The organism is Mariniplasma anaerobium, assembly GCF_016865445.1.
GTDB classification, from domain to species: domain Bacteria; phylum Bacillota_I; class Bacilli_A; order Acholeplasmatales; family Acholeplasmataceae; genus Mariniplasma; species Mariniplasma anaerobium.
Genome location: NZ_AP024412.1, coordinates 1,797,345 through 1,816,166, shown reverse-complemented (window position 1 = coordinate 1,816,166; position 18,822 = coordinate 1,797,345). Strand labels below are relative to the sequence as shown.

16 protein-coding genes and 1 riboswitch are annotated in these 18,822 nt (G+C 29.3%); of the genes, 14 read left to right on the top strand and 2 right to left on the bottom strand.

Annotated features, from left to right (window positions below):
• Window positions 1-5: 5 nt before the first annotated feature.
• Genes MPAN_RS08685 through nagB form a run of 9 tightly spaced genes read left to right on the top strand, consistent with a single transcriptional unit; the run spans window position 6 to window position 10,450 of the window.
• Complete coding sequence (locus tag MPAN_RS08685; protein ID WP_176239464.1) at window positions 6-2,609, top strand: DUF5696 domain-containing protein; 2,604 nt, start codon at window positions 6-8, stop codon at window positions 2,607-2,609.
• Window positions 2,609-3,550, top strand: a complete 942-nt coding sequence (locus MPAN_RS08680) for a carbohydrate ABC transporter permease (RefSeq protein ID WP_176239463.1) — start codon at window positions 2,609-2,611, stop codon at window positions 3,548-3,550. The genes MPAN_RS08685 and MPAN_RS08680 overlap by 1 nt, the downstream gene beginning before the upstream one ends.
• Window positions 3,540-4,538 carry a carbohydrate ABC transporter permease gene (locus MPAN_RS08675; protein ID WP_176239462.1) on the top strand — a complete coding sequence of 333 codons (999 nt, stop codon included), beginning with the start codon at window positions 3,540-3,542 and terminating at the stop codon, window positions 4,536-4,538. The genes MPAN_RS08680 and MPAN_RS08675 overlap by 11 nt, the downstream gene beginning before the upstream one ends.
• A gap of 14 nt (window positions 4,539-4,552) precedes the next feature.
• Window positions 4,553-5,194 carry a YesL family protein gene (locus MPAN_RS08670; protein ID WP_176239461.1) on the top strand — a complete coding sequence of 214 codons (642 nt, stop codon included), beginning with the start codon at window positions 4,553-4,555 and terminating at the stop codon, window positions 5,192-5,194.
• The gene (locus MPAN_RS08665) at window positions 5,187-6,326 is read left to right on the top strand and encodes an exo-beta-N-acetylmuramidase NamZ family protein (protein ID WP_176239460.1); all 1,140 of its coding nucleotides are present in this window, start codon (window positions 5,187-5,189) and stop codon (window positions 6,324-6,326) included. The genes MPAN_RS08670 and MPAN_RS08665 overlap by 8 nt, the downstream gene beginning before the upstream one ends.
• The gene (gene nagZ, locus MPAN_RS08660; protein ID WP_176239459.1) at window positions 6,319-7,902 is read left to right on the top strand and encodes a beta-N-acetylhexosaminidase; all 1,584 of its coding nucleotides are present in this window, start codon (window positions 6,319-6,321) and stop codon (window positions 7,900-7,902) included. The genes MPAN_RS08665 and nagZ overlap by 8 nt, the downstream gene beginning before the upstream one ends.
• Window positions 7,895-8,806, top strand: a complete 912-nt coding sequence (locus tag MPAN_RS08655; protein WP_176239458.1) for a BadF/BadG/BcrA/BcrD ATPase family protein — start codon at window positions 7,895-7,897, stop codon at window positions 8,804-8,806. Before nagZ ends, MPAN_RS08655 begins: the two co-directional genes overlap by 8 nt.
• Before the next feature lie 6 nt (window positions 8,807-8,812).
• Entirely contained in the window at window positions 8,813-9,715 is a 903-nt protein-coding gene (gene murQ, locus MPAN_RS08650) for an N-acetylmuramic acid 6-phosphate etherase (RefSeq protein WP_176239457.1), read from the top strand.
• A 12-nt stretch (window positions 9,716-9,727) separates the two neighbouring features.
• Window positions 9,728-10,450 (top strand): glucosamine-6-phosphate deaminase, encoded by a 723-nt coding sequence (nagB, locus tag MPAN_RS08645; RefSeq protein ID WP_176239456.1) that lies wholly within the window; start codon window positions 9,728-9,730, stop codon window positions 10,448-10,450.
• 50 nt (window positions 10,451-10,500) lie between these two features.
• On the opposite strand, the gene MPAN_RS08640 is transcribed toward nagB, so the two are convergent.
• Window positions 10,501-10,668 (bottom strand): DUF362 domain-containing protein, encoded by a 168-nt coding sequence (locus tag MPAN_RS08640; protein ID WP_176239455.1) that lies wholly within the window; start codon window positions 10,666-10,668, stop codon window positions 10,501-10,503.
• A gap of 293 nt (window positions 10,669-10,961) precedes the next feature.
• Window positions 10,962-11,070, top strand: a riboswitch (SAM riboswitch).
• Between the two features lie 149 nt (window positions 11,071-11,219).
• On the opposite strand from MPAN_RS08640, the gene MPAN_RS08635 reads away from it, so the two are divergent.
• The 5 genes from MPAN_RS08635 (at window position 11,220) to MPAN_RS08615 (ending at window position 16,430) form a co-directional block, all read left to right on the top strand.
• The gene (locus tag MPAN_RS08635; protein WP_176239454.1) at window positions 11,220-12,875 is read left to right on the top strand and encodes a diguanylate cyclase domain-containing protein; all 1,656 of its coding nucleotides are present in this window, start codon (window positions 11,220-11,222) and stop codon (window positions 12,873-12,875) included.
• Between the two features lie 123 nt (window positions 12,876-12,998).
• Entirely contained in the window at window positions 12,999-14,093 is a 1,095-nt protein-coding gene (locus MPAN_RS08630) for an enoyl-CoA hydratase/isomerase family protein (protein ID WP_176239453.1), read from the top strand.
• The gene (locus MPAN_RS08625) at window positions 14,086-15,183 is read left to right on the top strand and encodes an alpha/beta hydrolase (protein ID WP_176239452.1); all 1,098 of its coding nucleotides are present in this window, start codon (window positions 14,086-14,088) and stop codon (window positions 15,181-15,183) included. The genes MPAN_RS08630 and MPAN_RS08625 overlap by 8 nt, the downstream gene beginning before the upstream one ends.
• A gap of 42 nt (window positions 15,184-15,225) precedes the next feature.
• Complete coding sequence (locus tag MPAN_RS08620; RefSeq protein ID WP_176239451.1) at window positions 15,226-15,645, top strand: protein-export chaperone SecB; 420 nt, start codon at window positions 15,226-15,228, stop codon at window positions 15,643-15,645.
• A 20-nt stretch (window positions 15,646-15,665) separates the two neighbouring features.
• Window positions 15,666-16,430, top strand: a complete 765-nt coding sequence (locus tag MPAN_RS08615) for a TspO/MBR family protein (protein ID WP_176239450.1) — start codon at window positions 15,666-15,668, stop codon at window positions 16,428-16,430.
• A gap of 45 nt (window positions 16,431-16,475) precedes the next feature.
• Here MPAN_RS08615 and MPAN_RS08610 read toward each other — a convergent pair whose 3' ends face one another.
• Window positions 16,476-18,821, bottom strand: coding sequence for a helicase C-terminal domain-containing protein (locus MPAN_RS08610; protein ID WP_176239449.1), 2,346 nt, complete (start codon window positions 18,819-18,821; stop codon window positions 16,476-16,478).
• Window position 18,822: the final 1 nt, after the last annotated feature.

Here is an 18,822-nt window from a genome sequence, read left to right as displayed (position 1 = left end):
AAGATATGAACATAAAGAAAATCGTTATCGTCATTTTAATCTTAGGTATTGGCGCTTTATATCTATTCGCTTTTAATATGAAATCATCTGAAATGATTACAAGTGAAGTCAGAGCATTTGACAGTGAAAATTTCACAGATGCTTCAGGCCTATTTAACCAAAATAGACTTGTCGCTTCTAATGCAACATTCGAATTGTATTTAGACGAAACAACTTCATATTTTAAAGTTGTTGATTTAAGAAATTCAGAGGTTTATCTATCTAATCCTATTGAAGATGATCCATGGGAATCAAATCCTGCTAAAACAATAACAAATTCAGCATTAGAAAAACAAAAATCAACAATGGAAATACAATACTTCAATCAAGCTGGGTCACTAACTTCGATTAATAATTATGGATTAAGTATCTATCACCCTTCTAGCATTTTGAATGATGAAGGTGAAAGATCTTTTGGTATTAAATATATTGAAGATGGTGTACAAATAAAATATATCATTGAAGACTTAGAAGTCGATTATTTATATTTCCCTAAATATCTTGAAAAAGATGTGATGGAAGCAATGGATGATTTTAGCATTCTTAATCGTATTGCATATACTGGATTTGATGAAGAACGTCAATTGTATGAAATTGTACAATATCAAGATATGAGTCGTCTAGTTAAAAGACGGTTATATAGTATATTTTATGAAGACATGGATTACACAAGAGAGCGTGCAATTGAAGAAAATGAATCTTATGGATATTTTGAACAATTTGAAAAAGTTAGATTTGAAGTTGCAGTAGAAATCAAATTAACCGATCAAGGCGTTAAAACAACTATATTAAGAGATTCTATCGTAGAAACAGAAGCAGTTAAAATCGCTAAGATTTCTTTATATCCATTATTTGGAACTGCCGTTTCAGTAAAAGATAATCCAGAATTTTTAACTGATCCTGAAGCTGAACCATACATTGATACACAAGGATATATTGTCCTACCTGATGGTAGTGGTGCAATTATTAATTTTAATAACAATAAATATTTTCAAAATGCATATAACAAACGATTATATGGAAACGATTTAGGACTTCTACCATATAAAATGGCAGAACAGCAACAAAAAATAAGCATACCGGTTTATGGTATGGTCAAAGAAAACGGTGGGTTTGCAGCTATTATCACCCAAGGTGATGCAATGGCTTGGATTAACGCCGATGTATCAGGAAGAATAGATTCTTATAATAAGGTTTATTCATCATTTTCACTTAGAGAAGTTGAATCAGTAGTCATCGGTTCTGGATTTAATACATACGGAGTTGATTTATGGACAGAAGATATTGTTCATACTGATTTTACTGTTGATTATACATTCCTTGAAGGCGATAGCAACAATTATGTAGGCATAGCCAAGACTTTTCAAGATTATTTAATAGATAATTATGATTTAACAAAGAAAGATGATACAACACAAACTGTATTGACTGCTGAGTTTATTGGTGCCTATGATCGTAAAGAGTTTTTCTTAGGTATTCCATACTATACAAATGAATCTATGACTACTTTTGATCAAGCGCTAGAAATCGTTGATTTACTAGAACAAAGAGATATTACAACACTTAATGTTTTATATCAAGGTGCGATTAATGGTGGATTAAGTCAAGATTTAAATGATCATGTTAAGTTTGAATCAACGCTTGGTGGTAAAAAAGATTACATATCACTTGATGAAAATTTAAATGCATTAGGTATTGATTTATATCAATCTGTTAGTTTAATGACAGCAAAAGATTATAATAAAATGTTTGATCAATTTAGATATACAGCAAGTAGAATTCAAGGCAGCCATGCATTGATGTTTAACTATCATTATCCATCAAGACTTCCTTATTCAGAAACACCTTATGAGCATAGTGGAGATCAATATGTGATTAATCCACTATATTATGATGCGATTTATGATAGATTTATTGATGATTATGAATTTGATCATGTATCATTTGCATTACTAGGTTCAATGATTACTGGACATTACTCAGATAGTCAAACTATATATAAACAAGATAGTATTTTGATTCAACAACAATTCTTAGAACAAGTTAATCAAGATATGATGTTTGAAGATCCCCTATATTATGCATATGCATATGCTTCATATTTAACAAATATGCCTGTTGAAACAACACTTTATTCAATTATTGATGATCAAATTCCTTTATTACAATTGATTTTATCAGGATATGTTGATTATTCATCTAATAGTATTAATTTAGCAAATGATAGATCAGTTGACTATCAATTCTTAAAAATGATTGAATCAGGATCAAATCTAAAATACACATTAACTTATGATGATTCAAGAGAATTGTTAAATACAGAATATAACTATTATATGTCTACTGATTATAATAATTGGTTAGATGTTATTGAAGAACAAGTAAATGAACTTGATGCATTAAAACTTTATGAAGGTTCATTGGTTAATCATGAAATTTTACAGAAAAATGTTTATAGAGTCACATATTCAAATGGATTAAAAATTATTTTAAACTATAACTTAAGCGATGTCATCATAGGTACTGATGTTATTCCTAGTCTAGGTTATTTTGTAGAGGAGGGCGCATAATGAAAAAACTTAAAAAGCCGCTTTTTCCTCGTCTATCAAAAATTAAATTTCCCGAAGTGAGTTATAAAAAGCAAAAATTAATTTGGGCAGCAATATTCTTGTTGCCATGGGCAACTGGGATCTTGTTATTATTCCTAGTTCCATTTATTGAATCATTGAGATACTCTTTCTTTGATTTGACGCCTCAAGCTGGAGAAATCATTAAAGAGTTTGTCGGCTTTGATAATTATTTATATGCATTTAACACGCATGTTACATCAACTTCATCATTTAGAGTTGAACTGTTAACAACGACTACAGATGTTATTATTAATCTACCAGTATTGTTAATATTCAGTTTATTCATCGCAGTTATGCTTAATATGAAGTTTAAAGGTCGTGCGATTGTTAGAGCTATATTCTTTGTACCAGTTATCTTAAACTCTGCAGCTGTAGTATCTGCAGTTGGTGGAGGAGAAGCTATTAATGCAATTTTAGATCAACAAGGTATAGCTAGAATTTTCGATTTAGAGTTCTATTTACTTCAAACAGGTATGGCTCCATTTTTAATTACATTTATAGTTGGGCTCATTGAACGTATTTATGACATCTTAGCTTTAGCTGGCGTGCCGATTCTGTTGTTCTTAGCAAGTATTCAATCTATTCCTAAGCATTTATATGAAGCAGCCAAGATTGAAGGAGCAACTTCTTATGAAATGTTTTGGTTAATAACGCTACCTAACGTAACACCACATATCATTACTGTTACAGTTTATGCTTTAGTTGACACATTCTTGACATCATCAGTATCAACAATTATTAGTGATGAGTTGAATCAACAAAACTGGGGTGTATCATCTGCAATGGCATGGATTTATGTAGCAACTATTTTACTTATATTAATCGTATTAGGCGCCTTTGCTAAATTCCTAAAGATAGGAGAGTCGCATTATGAAAACTAATATTATTGAACAAATAAGAGCCTCTTATCATGGAGTGGTTAACGATATTAAAGACCCTAAGAAGAACGCTAAGCGTAGTAGAAAAGCTAAAGCCTTTGGATTTTCATTTGTAAGAAGTATCTTATTGATAGGATTATGTTTTGTTATTCTTTTCCCAACAATTCAACAAATACTTATGGCACTTCGTGCACCAAGTGATGTAAATAATCCAGCAGTTATATGGATTCCAGAAAACTGGAGTATTATGAATATTAAAATTGCAAGTATAGTTTTAGATTATAGACATGCAGTTTTTAATACATTTAAATTAAGTGCGATTTCAATGATTTTACAAATTGGATCAACTGCACTAGCAGGATATGCATTTTCAAGATTAAGATTTAAAGGTAGTAATATATTATTTTTACTCGTTATTTTAACGATTGTTATTCCTCCACAAGCTCTATCTCTAGCACAGTATTTATATTTTAGAGATTTAGGACTTATTGGGAAAGAAGGATCCATTTATTTAATGAGTGGATTAGGCATGGGTATCAGAAGTGGTATATTTATTTATATTTTTAGAAGTTTCTTTAGAGGATTACCTAAAGAATTAGAAGAGTCAGCAATGATTGATGGCGCTGGTGTATTTAGAACATTTTGGAGTGTTATGCTACCAAATGCAAGAGGTGCATTAGTTACAGTTGGATTATTTGCGTTTGTATGGCAATGGAATGATGCATACTTTGTTAAGATTTTTGAAGTCAGCACACAAGACTTTCCGTTACTTACTATGAGATTGATAAATGCTGCTGAAAACATGTATGCTGCATTATTCTATACAGGTGGATTAAGCCTTATTGGACAAGATGTTTGGGAAAATCCAGTGTTCTTAGCTCTAATCTCTAATGTATCTGCATTGCTTATGATGTTACCATTGCTTATTATGTATTTATTCGTACAAAAACAATTTGTTGAATCTATTGAACGTACAGGTATAGTTGGCTAGAAAAGAGGATTCTTATGGTATATGAAAAAACGTTTTATCAAAAAATAAATACGGTTGCTGATTGGATTATTAGAATCATTATGCTTAATGTTTTAATGATTATAACCAGTCTTGCAGTTGTAACAATATTTCCAAGTCTTTCTGCTGGATATAAAATGTTTTATCAGTATGTTCATAAAGATGAAGAGAAGTTGTTTAAAGGATATTTCACTTACTTTATTCAAGACATTGGAAAGAAAATGGGTATAGGCCTTATATTGATCTTAATTGTAGGCCTAGGTTATCTAAATGTTACATATTATGTGGATTTACTTAATGTTAATAGTAATCTATTATATTTAATTGGTTATTATTTAACTTTAGCTGTATTAGCAAGTTCATTTGTTATTACACTTTATACATTATCTGTGATTCACGTTTTACCTGATTTAAAATTAACACTTATGTTTAAATTAGCATTTTATGTTTCAGGGAAATTCTTTTTAAAAACTGTTTTATTAGTTTTGACTACGATTATTCCGTTTGTAATGTTAATGTTTCCCTTTACTATGGTTTTATTTGTTTTTTCAGGTCTTTCCATACCAGTATTATTAAATGTTTTAATTACTGATAAAGTGGTTGATTATATAGAAGGATTGGTGAAAAGTGATGTTTAAAGTAGGCATAGAAAATATAGATAATCATTTAGAACTTTTTAAAAATAAAAAAGTAGGATTGATTACTAATCCTACAGGGGTCAATCGTGATTTAAAATCCACGATAGACATTTTAAGAGAAAAAACAGATCTTGTTTCTCTTTATGCGCCTGAACATGGCGTTAGAGGAGATTTACAAGCAGGTGTTCGTTTGGATACATATGAAGATAAAGAAACAGGGTGCATGGTTTATTCTTTATATGGTAAAAATAAAAAGCCTAGTTATGAGATGTTAAAGGATATTGATGTTTTATGTTTTGATATTCAAGATGTTGGAGCTAGATTTTATACATTCTTATATACAATGGCTTATGCCATGATGGCTGCCAAAGAATTCAATAAAAAATTTGTAGTCTTTGATAGACCTAATCCTGTAGGTGGTATAGAAGTAGAGGGCAATATTTTAGATTTAAAATATCGTTCTTTTGTTGGGTATTTTCCAATCGTTGAGCGTTACGGATTAACAATTGGTGAGATTGCTCAATTATTTAACCAAGCATATGATATCAATTGTGATTTAGAAGTTATAAAAATGAGTGGATATACAAGAGATAAAGATTATAGAGAACTTGATTTTCCTTGGGTACTACCTAGTCCAAATATTCCTACGATAGAAACTACGTATGCATACTTGGCAACTTGTTACTTTGAAGGTAGTAACTTAAGTGAAGGAAGAGGGACTACTAAACCTTTTCAAATTATCGGAGCACCTTGGTTAAAAAGTAAAGAATTAATTCGTAAACTAAATGATTTAAATTTAGAAGGCGTACAATTTAGAACTGTTTATTTTACACCTACATTTTCTAAGCATGAGAAGCATTTATGTGAAGGTGTTGAATTATTTATTAAAGATAAAAAAAAGTTTAAGCCTGTTAAAACTGGCATTTCAATGCTTTATCTAGTTAAAGAAATGCATGAAGAATTTGAATGGATACCTCCATTTAAAGAAGGTCTAAATAAGTTTGCAGAGTCTCTTATGGGTGATGATTTCTTGACAAAAAGAAATTTAAGTTTAAATGATATACTTAAAAAAATAGAAAAAGACAGCGAGATTTTCTTAAAAATGAAAGGACAATATCATATCTATGAATAATCATAAATTTGATGTAAATAATTTAAGCTTAGATGAAAAAATCGGACAACTTTTAATGTTCGGTTTTGAGGGTGAGTCAATCAACCAAGAGACGATTGAAATGATCAAAACATATAAAGCTGGTAATGTTATATTATTTACGAGAAATATCAAAAGTGGAGAACAACTATATAACTTAAATCAGGATTTACAAAAACAAGCTGAAGATCATTTAGGCATCCCTTTGTTTATAGCCATTGACCAAGAAGGAGGTATGGTTTCTAGAATTCAAAAAGGCGCAACCTTTTTCCCTGGAGCTATGACTATTTCTGCAAATGGCAGTTTAGAGTCTTGTTATGAAGTTGGTGACAAGATGGGCAATGAGTTAAAACATTTAGGCATAAATATGAATTTTGCTCCAGTCTTAGATGTTAACAATAATCCAAAAAATCCAGTAATTGGAGTAAGAAGTTATTCTGATAAACCTGAAGTCGTTAGCCTTTATGGACAAGCCTTTATCAAAGGTATGCAAAACCATATAATCGCTACCGGAAAGCATTTTCCAGGTCATGGAGACACACATGTTGATTCACATTTGGCTCTACCAAAAGTTGAATATGATCTTGAGAGATTAGAAAAAGTTGAGTTTGTTCCATTTGTAGATGCCATCAATAATGGACTACATGCGATGATGAGTAGTCATATCGATTTTCCGCATTTAACTAAAGATGGATTACCAACAACTTTGTCTAAGGATGTACTAACAACTCTACTTAGAGAAAAACTAGGATTTAAAGGTTTGATTGTGACTGATGGTATGACAATGAAGGCTATCGATAATAATTATGGTTCAGTTAAAGCATCTTTAATGGCTGTAGAAGCTGGTGCTAATATATATTGTATTTGCCATTCAAGAGAAAAACAAATAGAATCTCTAGCATATATTAAACAAGCTATTTTGAATCGTGAAATTGATGAAAAGTTAATTGATCAAAGAGTTCAACTTATTCTAGATTATAAAAAACAATATGTCACACGTGTTGATATTAATCAAACATATGCAGATGTTAAAGATATTGTAGAAAACAAAGAAACACAAAAATTTAGTTATCAAATAGTTGAAGGTGCTGCAAGTCTTGTTAAAGGTAAACAACTTAAATTAAGTAATAATGCTTTATTTATTGGAGTTATGCCAAAGGCAACGACAATAGCTGATGAAGCACTAGGTCATTATGATATTTTTAGAGGTATTGAAAAAGAAATAGAAAATTTAGAAATTGTTAAGCTTCCAATTCAACCATCTCATATAGATATATTAGCAGTTATTGAAAAAGCGAAAGCTTATGACCAGTTAATTGTTACAACCTATAATGGTAATGTCTATCAAGAACAAATTAAAATGATTAATTATTTAAGTGAACTTGGTATAGAGATGCATGTGATTTCTATGAGAAATCCTTATGATTTATATTATACAAAACACATTAAAAATTATGTTTGCCTATATGAATATACACCAAACTCTATAAAAGTCTTATTAAAATATTTAAAAGGCGACTTAAAATTAAAAGGAAAGGTTCCTGTTAATTATGAGTAAATATATTATTGGTATAGATGGTGGAGGAACAAAAACTTTAGGTGTCTTATATGATATAAAAGGCAATGAATTAAAAAGAAGTACATCAGGCTTTACAAATTTTAATATTGATTTGAATAAAGCAAAAGAAAATATGCTAGATGTACTAGATAAATTAACTATTGAAATAAAGCCATCTGATGAACTATTCATACAAATGGGAATATCTGGTTACTCTAAGATAAAAGATAAAATCGCATATGAAGATGAGATAGGAAACAGATATCATGCAACAGCAAGTCTAGAAAGTGATGTTTTAATTGCATTATATGATGTAAAAAAAGATCAAGAAGTTAATGTGATTATGGTCATTGGTGGCACAGGAAGTGTCCTTATGTATAGTGATCAATATCGATTGGAACAAGTTGGTGGATTTGGACACTTACTAGGCGATGAAGGCTCAGCTTATCATTTAAGTATAAGTGCTTTAAAAATGATTATTAGTACGTATGAAGATACAAATACATATGATGAATTTTCTACAAAGATTTTAAATCATTTAAATATTCATGATCAATTTGATGTTCGAGATTATGTGTATAATAATGATAAAACAACAATTGCAAATCTAGCTAAATTTATAAGTCAAATTGCAATTGATGGGAATGAAAAGGCAAAAGATTTAATTAACGATGAAGCAAAACATTTAGCAAGACAAACGATTAAAGCATATTTAAAGTTACAAGAAAAAGATAAAGTTATTATTGCATTACGTGGAGGATTTTTAACAAATGCTCCATTTGTGAAACAAACATTAATTAAGGAATTAGAGATGAGCATAAAAGACTTTGAAATCAACGAGGGTACGGATAGTCCTGTTAAAGGCGCGTATTACTTGAGTCTTTTAAAACTTTCTAAGGGGTGAGATTATATGGTAGATATAAGTAAAATAAGCACTGAGAAGAGAAATATTAAAACAAAGAATATTGATTTGGTTTCGACTAAAGAAATATTAGAATTGATTAATAACGAGGATAAAACAGTTCCACTTGCAGTGGAAAAAGTTATTGATCAGATTGCTAAAGTTGTAGATGTTGTTACAAATGCATTTACAAACGGAGGTCGTCTATTTTATATCGGAGCTGGAACCTCAGGACGTCTAGGTGTATTAGATGCAAGTGAATGTCCACCTACTTTTGGTGTGTCCGAAGATTTAGTTGTAGGTATTATTGCAGGTGGAGATACCGCATTAAGAACTGCAATCGAAGGTATAGAAGATTCTAAAGCTGCAGCAGTGATGGATTTAGAAAAACATCATTTAAATAAAAATGATGTATTAGTTGGGATTGCTGCTAGTGGAAGAACGCCATATGTCGTTGGTGGGGTTGAGTATGCAAATAAAATCGGATGCATTACTGCATGTGTCACTACAAGTTCTGATTCAGAGATTGCAAGCATCGCTAAATATCCTATAGAAGCCATTACTGGAGCAGAACCATTAACTGGTTCAACAAGAATGAAAAGTGGTACAGCTCAAAAACTCATCCTTAATATGATAACAACAGCATCTATGGTTAAAATAGGGAAAGTCTATGAAAATTTGATGATTGATGTTCAAATGAATAATGACAAATTAATTTCAAGAGCACAAATTATTGTTACAGAAGTTACAGGCGTGTCAACAGAAATTGCACAAAAATATTTAGACAAATATGGATCAGTTAAATTTGCGATTTTCGCTATCATGAGCAAAATAGAAGATCCCAAAAAAATAGAAGAACTTCTAGATAGACATCATGGAAATATTAGGGAGTCTTTAAAATACAACGTTTAGGAAGATGATAAAATGAAAATTATAAAATGTGAAGATTATGCAGCTGTAAGTCAAAAGGCTAGTGAGATTGTAATTAATCAAATTAAAACAAAAGCTAATAGTGTTTTGGGACTTGCAACAGGATCAACACCACTAAAATTATATGATAATTTAGTTAAAGCATATCAAAATAAAGAAATTAGTTTTAAATATATCTTAAGTTATAATCTTGATGAATATATAGGTATTGATAGAAATCACTCTCAAAGTTATTATCAATATATGCATCAACACCTTTTTAGTTTAGTTGATATGGACGAAAAAAATGTTCATATCCCAAATAATGATGTAAATCGAATTGATGAAATTGCAGAATTATATAATATAGATTTAAATAAACATCAAATTGATTTACAAATTTTAGGAATAGGCAGCAATGGACATATTGGATTCAATGAACCAGGAACACCACTTGGAAATGAAACCTTTATTGTTGAGTTAGATGAACAAACTAGAAAAGATAATATGAGATTTTTTAATTCATTAGAAGAAGTTCCTAAATATGCTATTACGATGGGTATTAAAAATATCATGAAAAGTAAAAAAATAATTTTAATGGCAAGTGGCATAGAAAAAGCAGATGCTGTTTATCATATGATTCACGGAAGAGTCACTGACGAACTACCTGCTTCAGTATTGCAATTACATCCAGATGTAGTTGTTATTGTTGATAAGTTAGCTGCCAGCAAATTATAAATAAAAAAAAGAACACTCAAAAAGTTAAGTGTTCTTTTTTTTATTAATTTTTAAACTTCAATAATAGCGTCTGTTGGACATACTTCTTGGCAAGCACCACAATCAATGCAAACATCTTCGTCAATAACGTAGATATCGCCTTCTGAGATACAATCAACAGGACATTCTGCTACACATGCGCCGCACGCAATACAAACATCTGTAATTCTTCTTGGCATAATATCAATCCTCCATCTCCTGATACATCTATTTTAAATCATATGTCAAGAAAAGTAAACTAAATTTGACGATTTTCTTGAATTATACATTTTTAATAGAAATATAAGCAAAATGTAATAAAAACGTAACAATTGAACAAGGGAGTTCGTGATAGAATATATATACATATATATAATTGGATTTATTTTATATAGAACATAGAATATGTTAATCAAGAGTTTAAAATTGCAAAATTACTTCGAAATTATTTCAAAACCACTAGAAATCGATAGAATTGCATGGTATAATTAAAGCGCCATTAAGAGAAGGGGAAAGACAAGCTTATTGATCCTTCAGCAACCCAGCCTTTTTTAACTCCCCCCCAAAAAAAGGAAAGGGTGCTAATTCTTGTACGATGGCAAAATTATTCATGGATCCTGTCCTTTCGACGGGATCTTCTTTTTTATATTTAAGCATTAAAGACGATATAATGTGCTTTATTTTCTATATTGACAAAATTTATAAAAATAAATATAATTTCAATAAGGTGTAAGAAAAGCAGGAGGTATTAATGAAAATCATAAAAAAACACAGTACACTTGTTACATTCATAGCAATCCTCATTTTATTTATTGTTTTATCAAGTATGTTTACATTTAAGAATACACGTCTATTATTATCTGATGCACAATCAATAAATGAAAATTGGACATATGTAGAAACTGGAATTGTTTTTGACTTGCCTCATGATTTTGATTTAGATAAAAATGAGGTACAAAACATTTCAATTACATTGCCTAATGATTTTAATAAACAACAAAACATTTTAATTCGAGGTTCTTTACAAGACGTTATTGTTTCTTTGGATGGAAATGTGATCTATACATATGATTTGAGAAGTGAAAACAAAAGTATACCTTATGCGAGTTTATGGCATGTTGTAGAAATTCCAGAAAACTCTCAAGGTTTAGAATTAATGATTACACTACATTCGCCTTTCGAATCTATGAGTGGGTTGACCAACGAAGTTTTTTATGGATCAGTTAATGATTTAAATGTTTATGTTCTACAAAACTTTGGTGGTAGATTGTTAATAGGATTAATAGCACTTTTTATGGGAGTTTTGTTTTCTTTATTGAGTCTATTTGTCGATAAGATAAAAAATAATGATGTGGTTTATATTGGTCTATTTGGTATTGCAGTATCGTTTTGGATGATTGTTGAGTCTAGAACCACACAATTTTTTATAGATAGTCAATATATTCATGGAGCAACCGCGTATATCATGTTAGCGATTATGCCTATTCCTATGGGAGCTTATGTTAAAAGACATGTCTTGAAAGGGTATAATAAACTATATTTTTTTATAACACTTTATTTTATTATTCAATTTATGGCTATTATTTTATTACAAGCTTTAGGATGGGTAGCTTTCTTTGAATCAGTAGTTGTAACTCAGATATCAATAGCAATCACTATATTAATGACTATTATTTTATTAGTCATAGAGATAAAACGCTATCCAGAAAGAAAAGCTGCAAAAAGATTTTTATTTTATTTTGGTGTTTTAGCAGCAATCATTTTACTTGAAATTATAGCTTTTTCAAGTAAGCACTTTGATATAATTTCTATATACGTTCAATGGATTGCATTACTATTCATTATTATGTTACTTGTTAGATATATTTTTGTACTTAATGCAAATATGAAATTTAGACTAAGAAATGAAGTTTTAGAAGAACTTGTTTATATTGATCGATTAACTACTGGAAAAAATAGACACGCTTTTGAAAAAGATTTAGATCATCTATTTAGTATTGATAACATGAGAAATAAATTAAGAATTTTTTATTTTGATTTTGATGATTTGAAAAGAATTAATGATGAATTTGGACATTTAGAAGGAGATCAACTACTTAAAGATGGATACTTAATTATAAATACAATTTTTGGAAAACATGGCACTTGTTATCGTATTGGTGGAGATGAGTTTAGTTGTATTTTGAATCATCCGTCTGATGAATTATATCGTAAAATGGTTAAACAATTTACTGAAGCTTTAAAGGTCTATAATTCTCAAAGAACATCTTCAGTTGGTATATCATATGGGACTGCCATTTATGATAAAAAACTTGATTTAAAACCAAGTGATTTAATTAAAAGAGCTGATCAAGCAATGTATTTAGCAAAAAAGAATTTGCCGTCTAGAAATCAAACCAAAAAATAAATATTTTAGATAAACAGTATAGGTAGTAACTCATATATATTGAGTGCTACCTTTTTATTGATTACTAAGCAAACTAATACATTATATGATAAGATATAAGTAATAGTTAAAGGGGATATGCATATGAAAAATATGAAAGAAGTAATGATTGAAGAAATTAACCATATTGGCATTATAAAACTGAACCGAATTAAAGCATTAAATGCTCTATCTTTATCTATGATCAATGATATAAAGAAAGCTTTATTAGCTTGGGAAAATGATCCTGAGATATATATGATATATATGTCATCTTTAAGTGAAACAGCATTTTGTGCTGGTGGAGATGTTAAAAAATTATATCAACATACAATTACTGATGATTTGGATTATGTATCAACTTACCTATCTAATCAATATGCAATGGATTATATCATCCATACATATTCTAAACCTATCATTACTTATGTAAATGGGTATATTTTTGGTGGTGGTGTTGGATTAGCTATGGGAGCTAAATTTTTCATTACTTCAGAACATACAAAATACGGAATGCCTGAAACGCAAATAGGATTTTTTCCAGATGTTGGAGCATCATATTTTCTAAATAAACTTCCAAATCAGATAGGTAGATATATTGGTTTATTAGGGCAGACGCTTGATTATAAAGATTTAATATATTTAGGTATTGCTGATTATCATATCTTAGCATCAAATTGGCATAGCATCGTGGATATTCTATATAAAAAGAAGTGGATAAAAGATGATATATCAAATCAACTTGATCATATATTTAGAACTTATAATGAGATTGATGAACATAAATCTGATATTGAGAAGCACGAAACACATATAGATCATATATTTTCTCATGATACCATTAGAGAAATTTTAGATCATATCACCTTAAGTGATGGATATGCTAAAGACATTAGCCAAAAAATGTTAAAACTATCTCCAACCGCATTAAACATCACCTTAGAGCTGTTAAAAAAGGGTGAAGGTAAAGATTTGCTTCTATGCTTAAAAATGGAACACGACTTAAGCTTATCAGTTGTACAAACTCATGATTTCAAAGAAGGTGTTAGATCACTTTTAGTTGATAAAGATAAAGCATTTAATTGGAATCCTAGTTCATATAAAAAAATTAAAATTAAAGATATCAAAGAAATATTTAAAACACTTAAAGAAGTGAAATCTCATCCAATTGATAAAATACTTGAGGCAAGAAATGGATAAAGTTAAAAAGCATATTGTTTTAATTGAATATGTATTTCTAAGTTTATGGATGATTAGTTTAATTTATCTAGGATATCAAATACACCTTAGTTATATTGGGTATAATGAGTCATTTAGTGCACCGTTGTACTTAGTATTTATTTTAGATACATTTGTTTATGTAATCATCTCTTTTATTGTGTGTGTGATATGGTTAGTTACTAGAAGCATAAGAAAGAAACAAGGCATTCAAATAGTTAATAGTAGATTAGTTCATCAATTTAAAGTTCATAAGATAAGATCTATCTTAATTGTATTTACATTGTTTACTTTATTAAGTATACTTGTTATTGTTTTAATTCAACCTATTATTTTATATCATCCAAATCACAGTGCATTTGCATACCAAGAACTTATAGAATTAGATGTATATGAAACGTATGAGATTTCTGATGGAAATCTCACATATCAAGGTTTTGGATTTGTTGATCGAGATAAGGTCCAACCTACCATCATTTACTTTGGTGGGAACGGAGAATCATCAGCACAAACTTTTTATCAATATCATCAACAAGATTTTTTCAGTCATATCCAAGGATATAATTTTATAATAATTGATTATCCGGGTTACGGCTTAAGTGAAGGAAAAACTAGTGATAGTTCAATTACTAAAATGGCTGAGACTGTTTATGATTACATGTCTTCTTTATCCTATGTAAATGAGTCAGAAATATATGTATATGGATATTCTATTGGTACAGGCGTATCAACATATATAGCGTCTATTAAAGATATTAAAGGACTTATATTGATTGCACCATATTCAAGTATTACGGATTTATTTAATTCTAGATTACCAATATTTAAAGGGTTAGGTCAAAAGTTAATTACAGAAGAATTTACTTCTTATCTTTATGCTCAAGATTGCCAAGTAAAACCTTTAATTATTGTATCAAGAAGTGATCAGACCATTCCAATTGAATTATCTTTAAAGCTTGCTGATGCATTCTTAATAGAACCAAGCTTGTTTATTTTAGAACAAGAAGCACATAATGAATTTTTAGATAATAGTAATGTTATTGATCAAATTGTTAATTATTTAAATGATTGAATTTATGATATGATACACATATAACAATAGAGGTGAAAAGCTATGGAACAAAAACAAAATATACAAATTAGATTACTAGGATATACTGTTGATAAAATCTCTTTTATTGCAAATAAGAGTTTTGATTTTAAAGCAAATCCAAAAATTAAGATGACACCTAAGTTTGATAGAGAAATCACAAAAATAGATGAACAAACTTTTATCATGTCTTTATCGATTTCTTTTGATCATCCAGAAAACAACATACCGTTTTTTATGGATGTGCAAGTGTCCGGTAAATTTATTTTTACAGATTGGGAAACAGATAAATTTTATAGGATTGCAAAAAGCCATGCAACATCCGTCTTATATCCATATGTAAGAGCTTTGGTAACAACAGTTACTGCAAATGCTAATGTACCTCCATATATATTGCCTATTATGAATAGCAATATACTATTTAAAGATAAAGCGACTAGATAATATGAGAGAAGTGAAATAAAATGTTAAGTATTGTAATTTTAAAAGTTTTAGTTGGTGCATTATTTGTAGGCATGCTAATTGTTAACTATCTTGCTAATAAGCTTCCGCTTAATCACAGAACCACAGGTGCTATATCAAGTGACTATCCATCACTATTTACACCAGCGGGAATTACTTTTTCGATTTGGGGAGTTATCTATTTATTTTTAGGACTTTATGTTTTTCAAACACTATTTACAAATCAATTAGAAATTGCAAATACATTTCAAGAATCGTTAATGTATGTGTTCTTGATCTCAAGTCTTTTAAATATCTTATGGTTATTTATGTGGCATTATGATTACATATTTTTATCTACAATCGCCATGGTCTTATTATTGGCTACTTTAATTTATGGATATTTACTCATACCTAATAGTTATAATATTATAAAAACACCATTTAGCCTTTATACGGCTTGGATTTCTGTAGCCTTAATTGCAAATATTACTATTTTATTAGTTAAACATGAGTTTAAGGGTTTTGGTATTAAACCAGAAGTTATCTTAATTGCTATTTTATTTGTTGCAACCATCATAGGCGGAACTACAATCCTATATATAAAAGATCTTGTTTTTGGATTTGTTTTCTTATGGGCATTCTTTGGGATTTTAATAAAACATATTGTTGAGCATCAAAAAAAATATACTTCAGTTATTTATTCATTGTATGGGTTTATGTTTGTTATAGCTGCTATCTTAGTTTTCCAATTGATTCAAAATAGTTTTCAATTGTATGGGATTTAAATAAATTCATTTAATGTCATACAAGGTATAAATATAAAGACTGATCTACTGATCAGTCTTTTTCTTTTCCCAAAAAATACTTAAAGCCTTTTTTAATGTCTTTTGTGAACTAATGCGTTGATATCCTTTCCATTCTATTGGAAATAGTTTCTTGTAATAAACTGTATCAAAGCGATCATCTATAAGTATTGCAACACCACGATCGGTTTGTGTTCGAATGACTCTACCAACAGCTTGTATGACTTTGTTCATACCAGGGTATTGATAAGCATAATCAAAACCTTTATTAAATTGTTTCTCATAGTAGTCTTTAAGTTGATTATTCAATTCGTTAATCATTGGGATGCCTACACCAACAATAATGACACCAGATAACATATCTCCGATGTAATCTATACCTTCAGAAAACATACCTCCCATAACAAAGAGTCCAAGTTTAGAGTTTTCGTTAATAGATTTGAATAAATGGATTGTCTCATCTCTTTGATTTTGATCCATATGTCTTTCTTGTACAATGATTTCTATATCTGTTTGATTAAGTTGGTCGTAAACTTGATTAAGATATTGATAAGATGGAAAAAAAGCAATATAATTTCCTTTCTTTGCAGCAACAACTTCTTTAATCGTTTTAATAACTTCATCTAAAGAATTTTCTCTATCTTTATAACGTGTAGATAGATTATGATAAAGCATAAGATTTAAGTTTTCTGTTGGAAACGGAGATTTAATTTTTAAAGTTTCTCCAACATCTTGGCTTAAGAGTTTTTTATAATAATTAATTGGATGGAGAGTTGCGCTAAAGAATGTTGAACCATAGGCTTTATTTTCTAAGGTATCTAATATAAATTCAGATGCATCTAAACATCTTAATTCAATTAAAAGATCTTCATTTGAATCTTTGTATATGTTTGTGACATAAGAATCATTATAAAAATCGTAGATTTTAACAAATGCGAGAAATTGAAAATAAATATCTAAAATTTGCGTTTTATTCGCGTGTTTAGGATTTTCTTTTAATGTATTTTCTATTTTTGAAAGCATATTTTTAATAGCATCAAAAATAAATGGATCTATATCTTTATCTGATAAGAAATAAGCATACGCCAATCTTTCTTCATAATTTTTCATTGAATCTAAAACTTTTTTTATAGAACTTTTTATTGAAGGTTTTATCTTATTGGAAAGCCTTCTAAGTTTAATAAGGTCTGATTTCGTAATGATAGCACTATACATATCTCTAGATCTTGAAATCATATTATGTGCTTCATCTATTAAAAGAAGTGGATTATAATTTTGTTCATCAAAATATCTAACTAAATGAACTCTTGGATCAAAGATGTAGTTATAATCACAAATAATGATATCTACAAAGTAAGAAACATATAAACTATACTCAAATGGGCATATTTCATGCTTTCTAGCATACTTTTCCACAGTTTGTCTATCTAGTATGGATTCATTTGAGAAGATGTCTATCGTCGCATCTTTGAGTCTATCAAAAAAACCTTTCGCAAAAGGGCAAACCTCAGGATCACAATTTCTTTTTTCTAAGAAACAAGTTGAATCCTTAGCTGTGATTTCTAGAACTTTGATATGTAATCCTTTTTCTTCTAGTAATTTTATAGAATCAATAGCTATTCTCTTACCCTGTGTTTTAGCAGTTGCATAAAAGATTTTTTGTCTTTCTGAATCTAGAGCTTTAATGGAAGAGAACAATGAAGCCATTGTTTTTCCAATACCTGTAGGAGCAATCGCATATAAAATTTCTTGATCTTTAATGGTTTGATAGATTGCAGCCATCATTTGTTTTTGACCACGTCTATACTCTGGAAAAGGAAATGTTGTATTTTTTATTGATTCTAATTTTGCTCTTTGATGAGCTTGGAGAATGTTGATCCATTCGATGTAGTCATCTATCGCTTGTTTTACAAATACCTCTAAATCGGAAAGATATAAAGAAAACTTAAATAATCTTGTTTGATAATCACTTATTTGCACGTATTTTATTTGAGTATCTAGAAAATCTAGTTGATTATGTTTAAGATACATATAAGCATAAAACTTTAGTTGAGCTAGATGTTCGTTTTGATACATAAATTTGTCATCAAATATTTTCTTTCTTGTAGACTTGATTTCCTCCATGATATATTGATCGCCATCTTTTATTAAACCATCGATACGACCATTTAAAAAGAATGTGATATCATCTATTTCATACATATATGAAATGGATATTTCATATTGATCATCAGAAGTGTATCTATCTTGTATATATTGATGTGCTTTAGTGCCTTCAAGCAGACTGACATTTTGGAAGGTTTCACTTGATAAATCACCGCTACTAAATAAAAAAGAAACGAGATCTGTAATTCCGATTGAATATTGTTTCAAG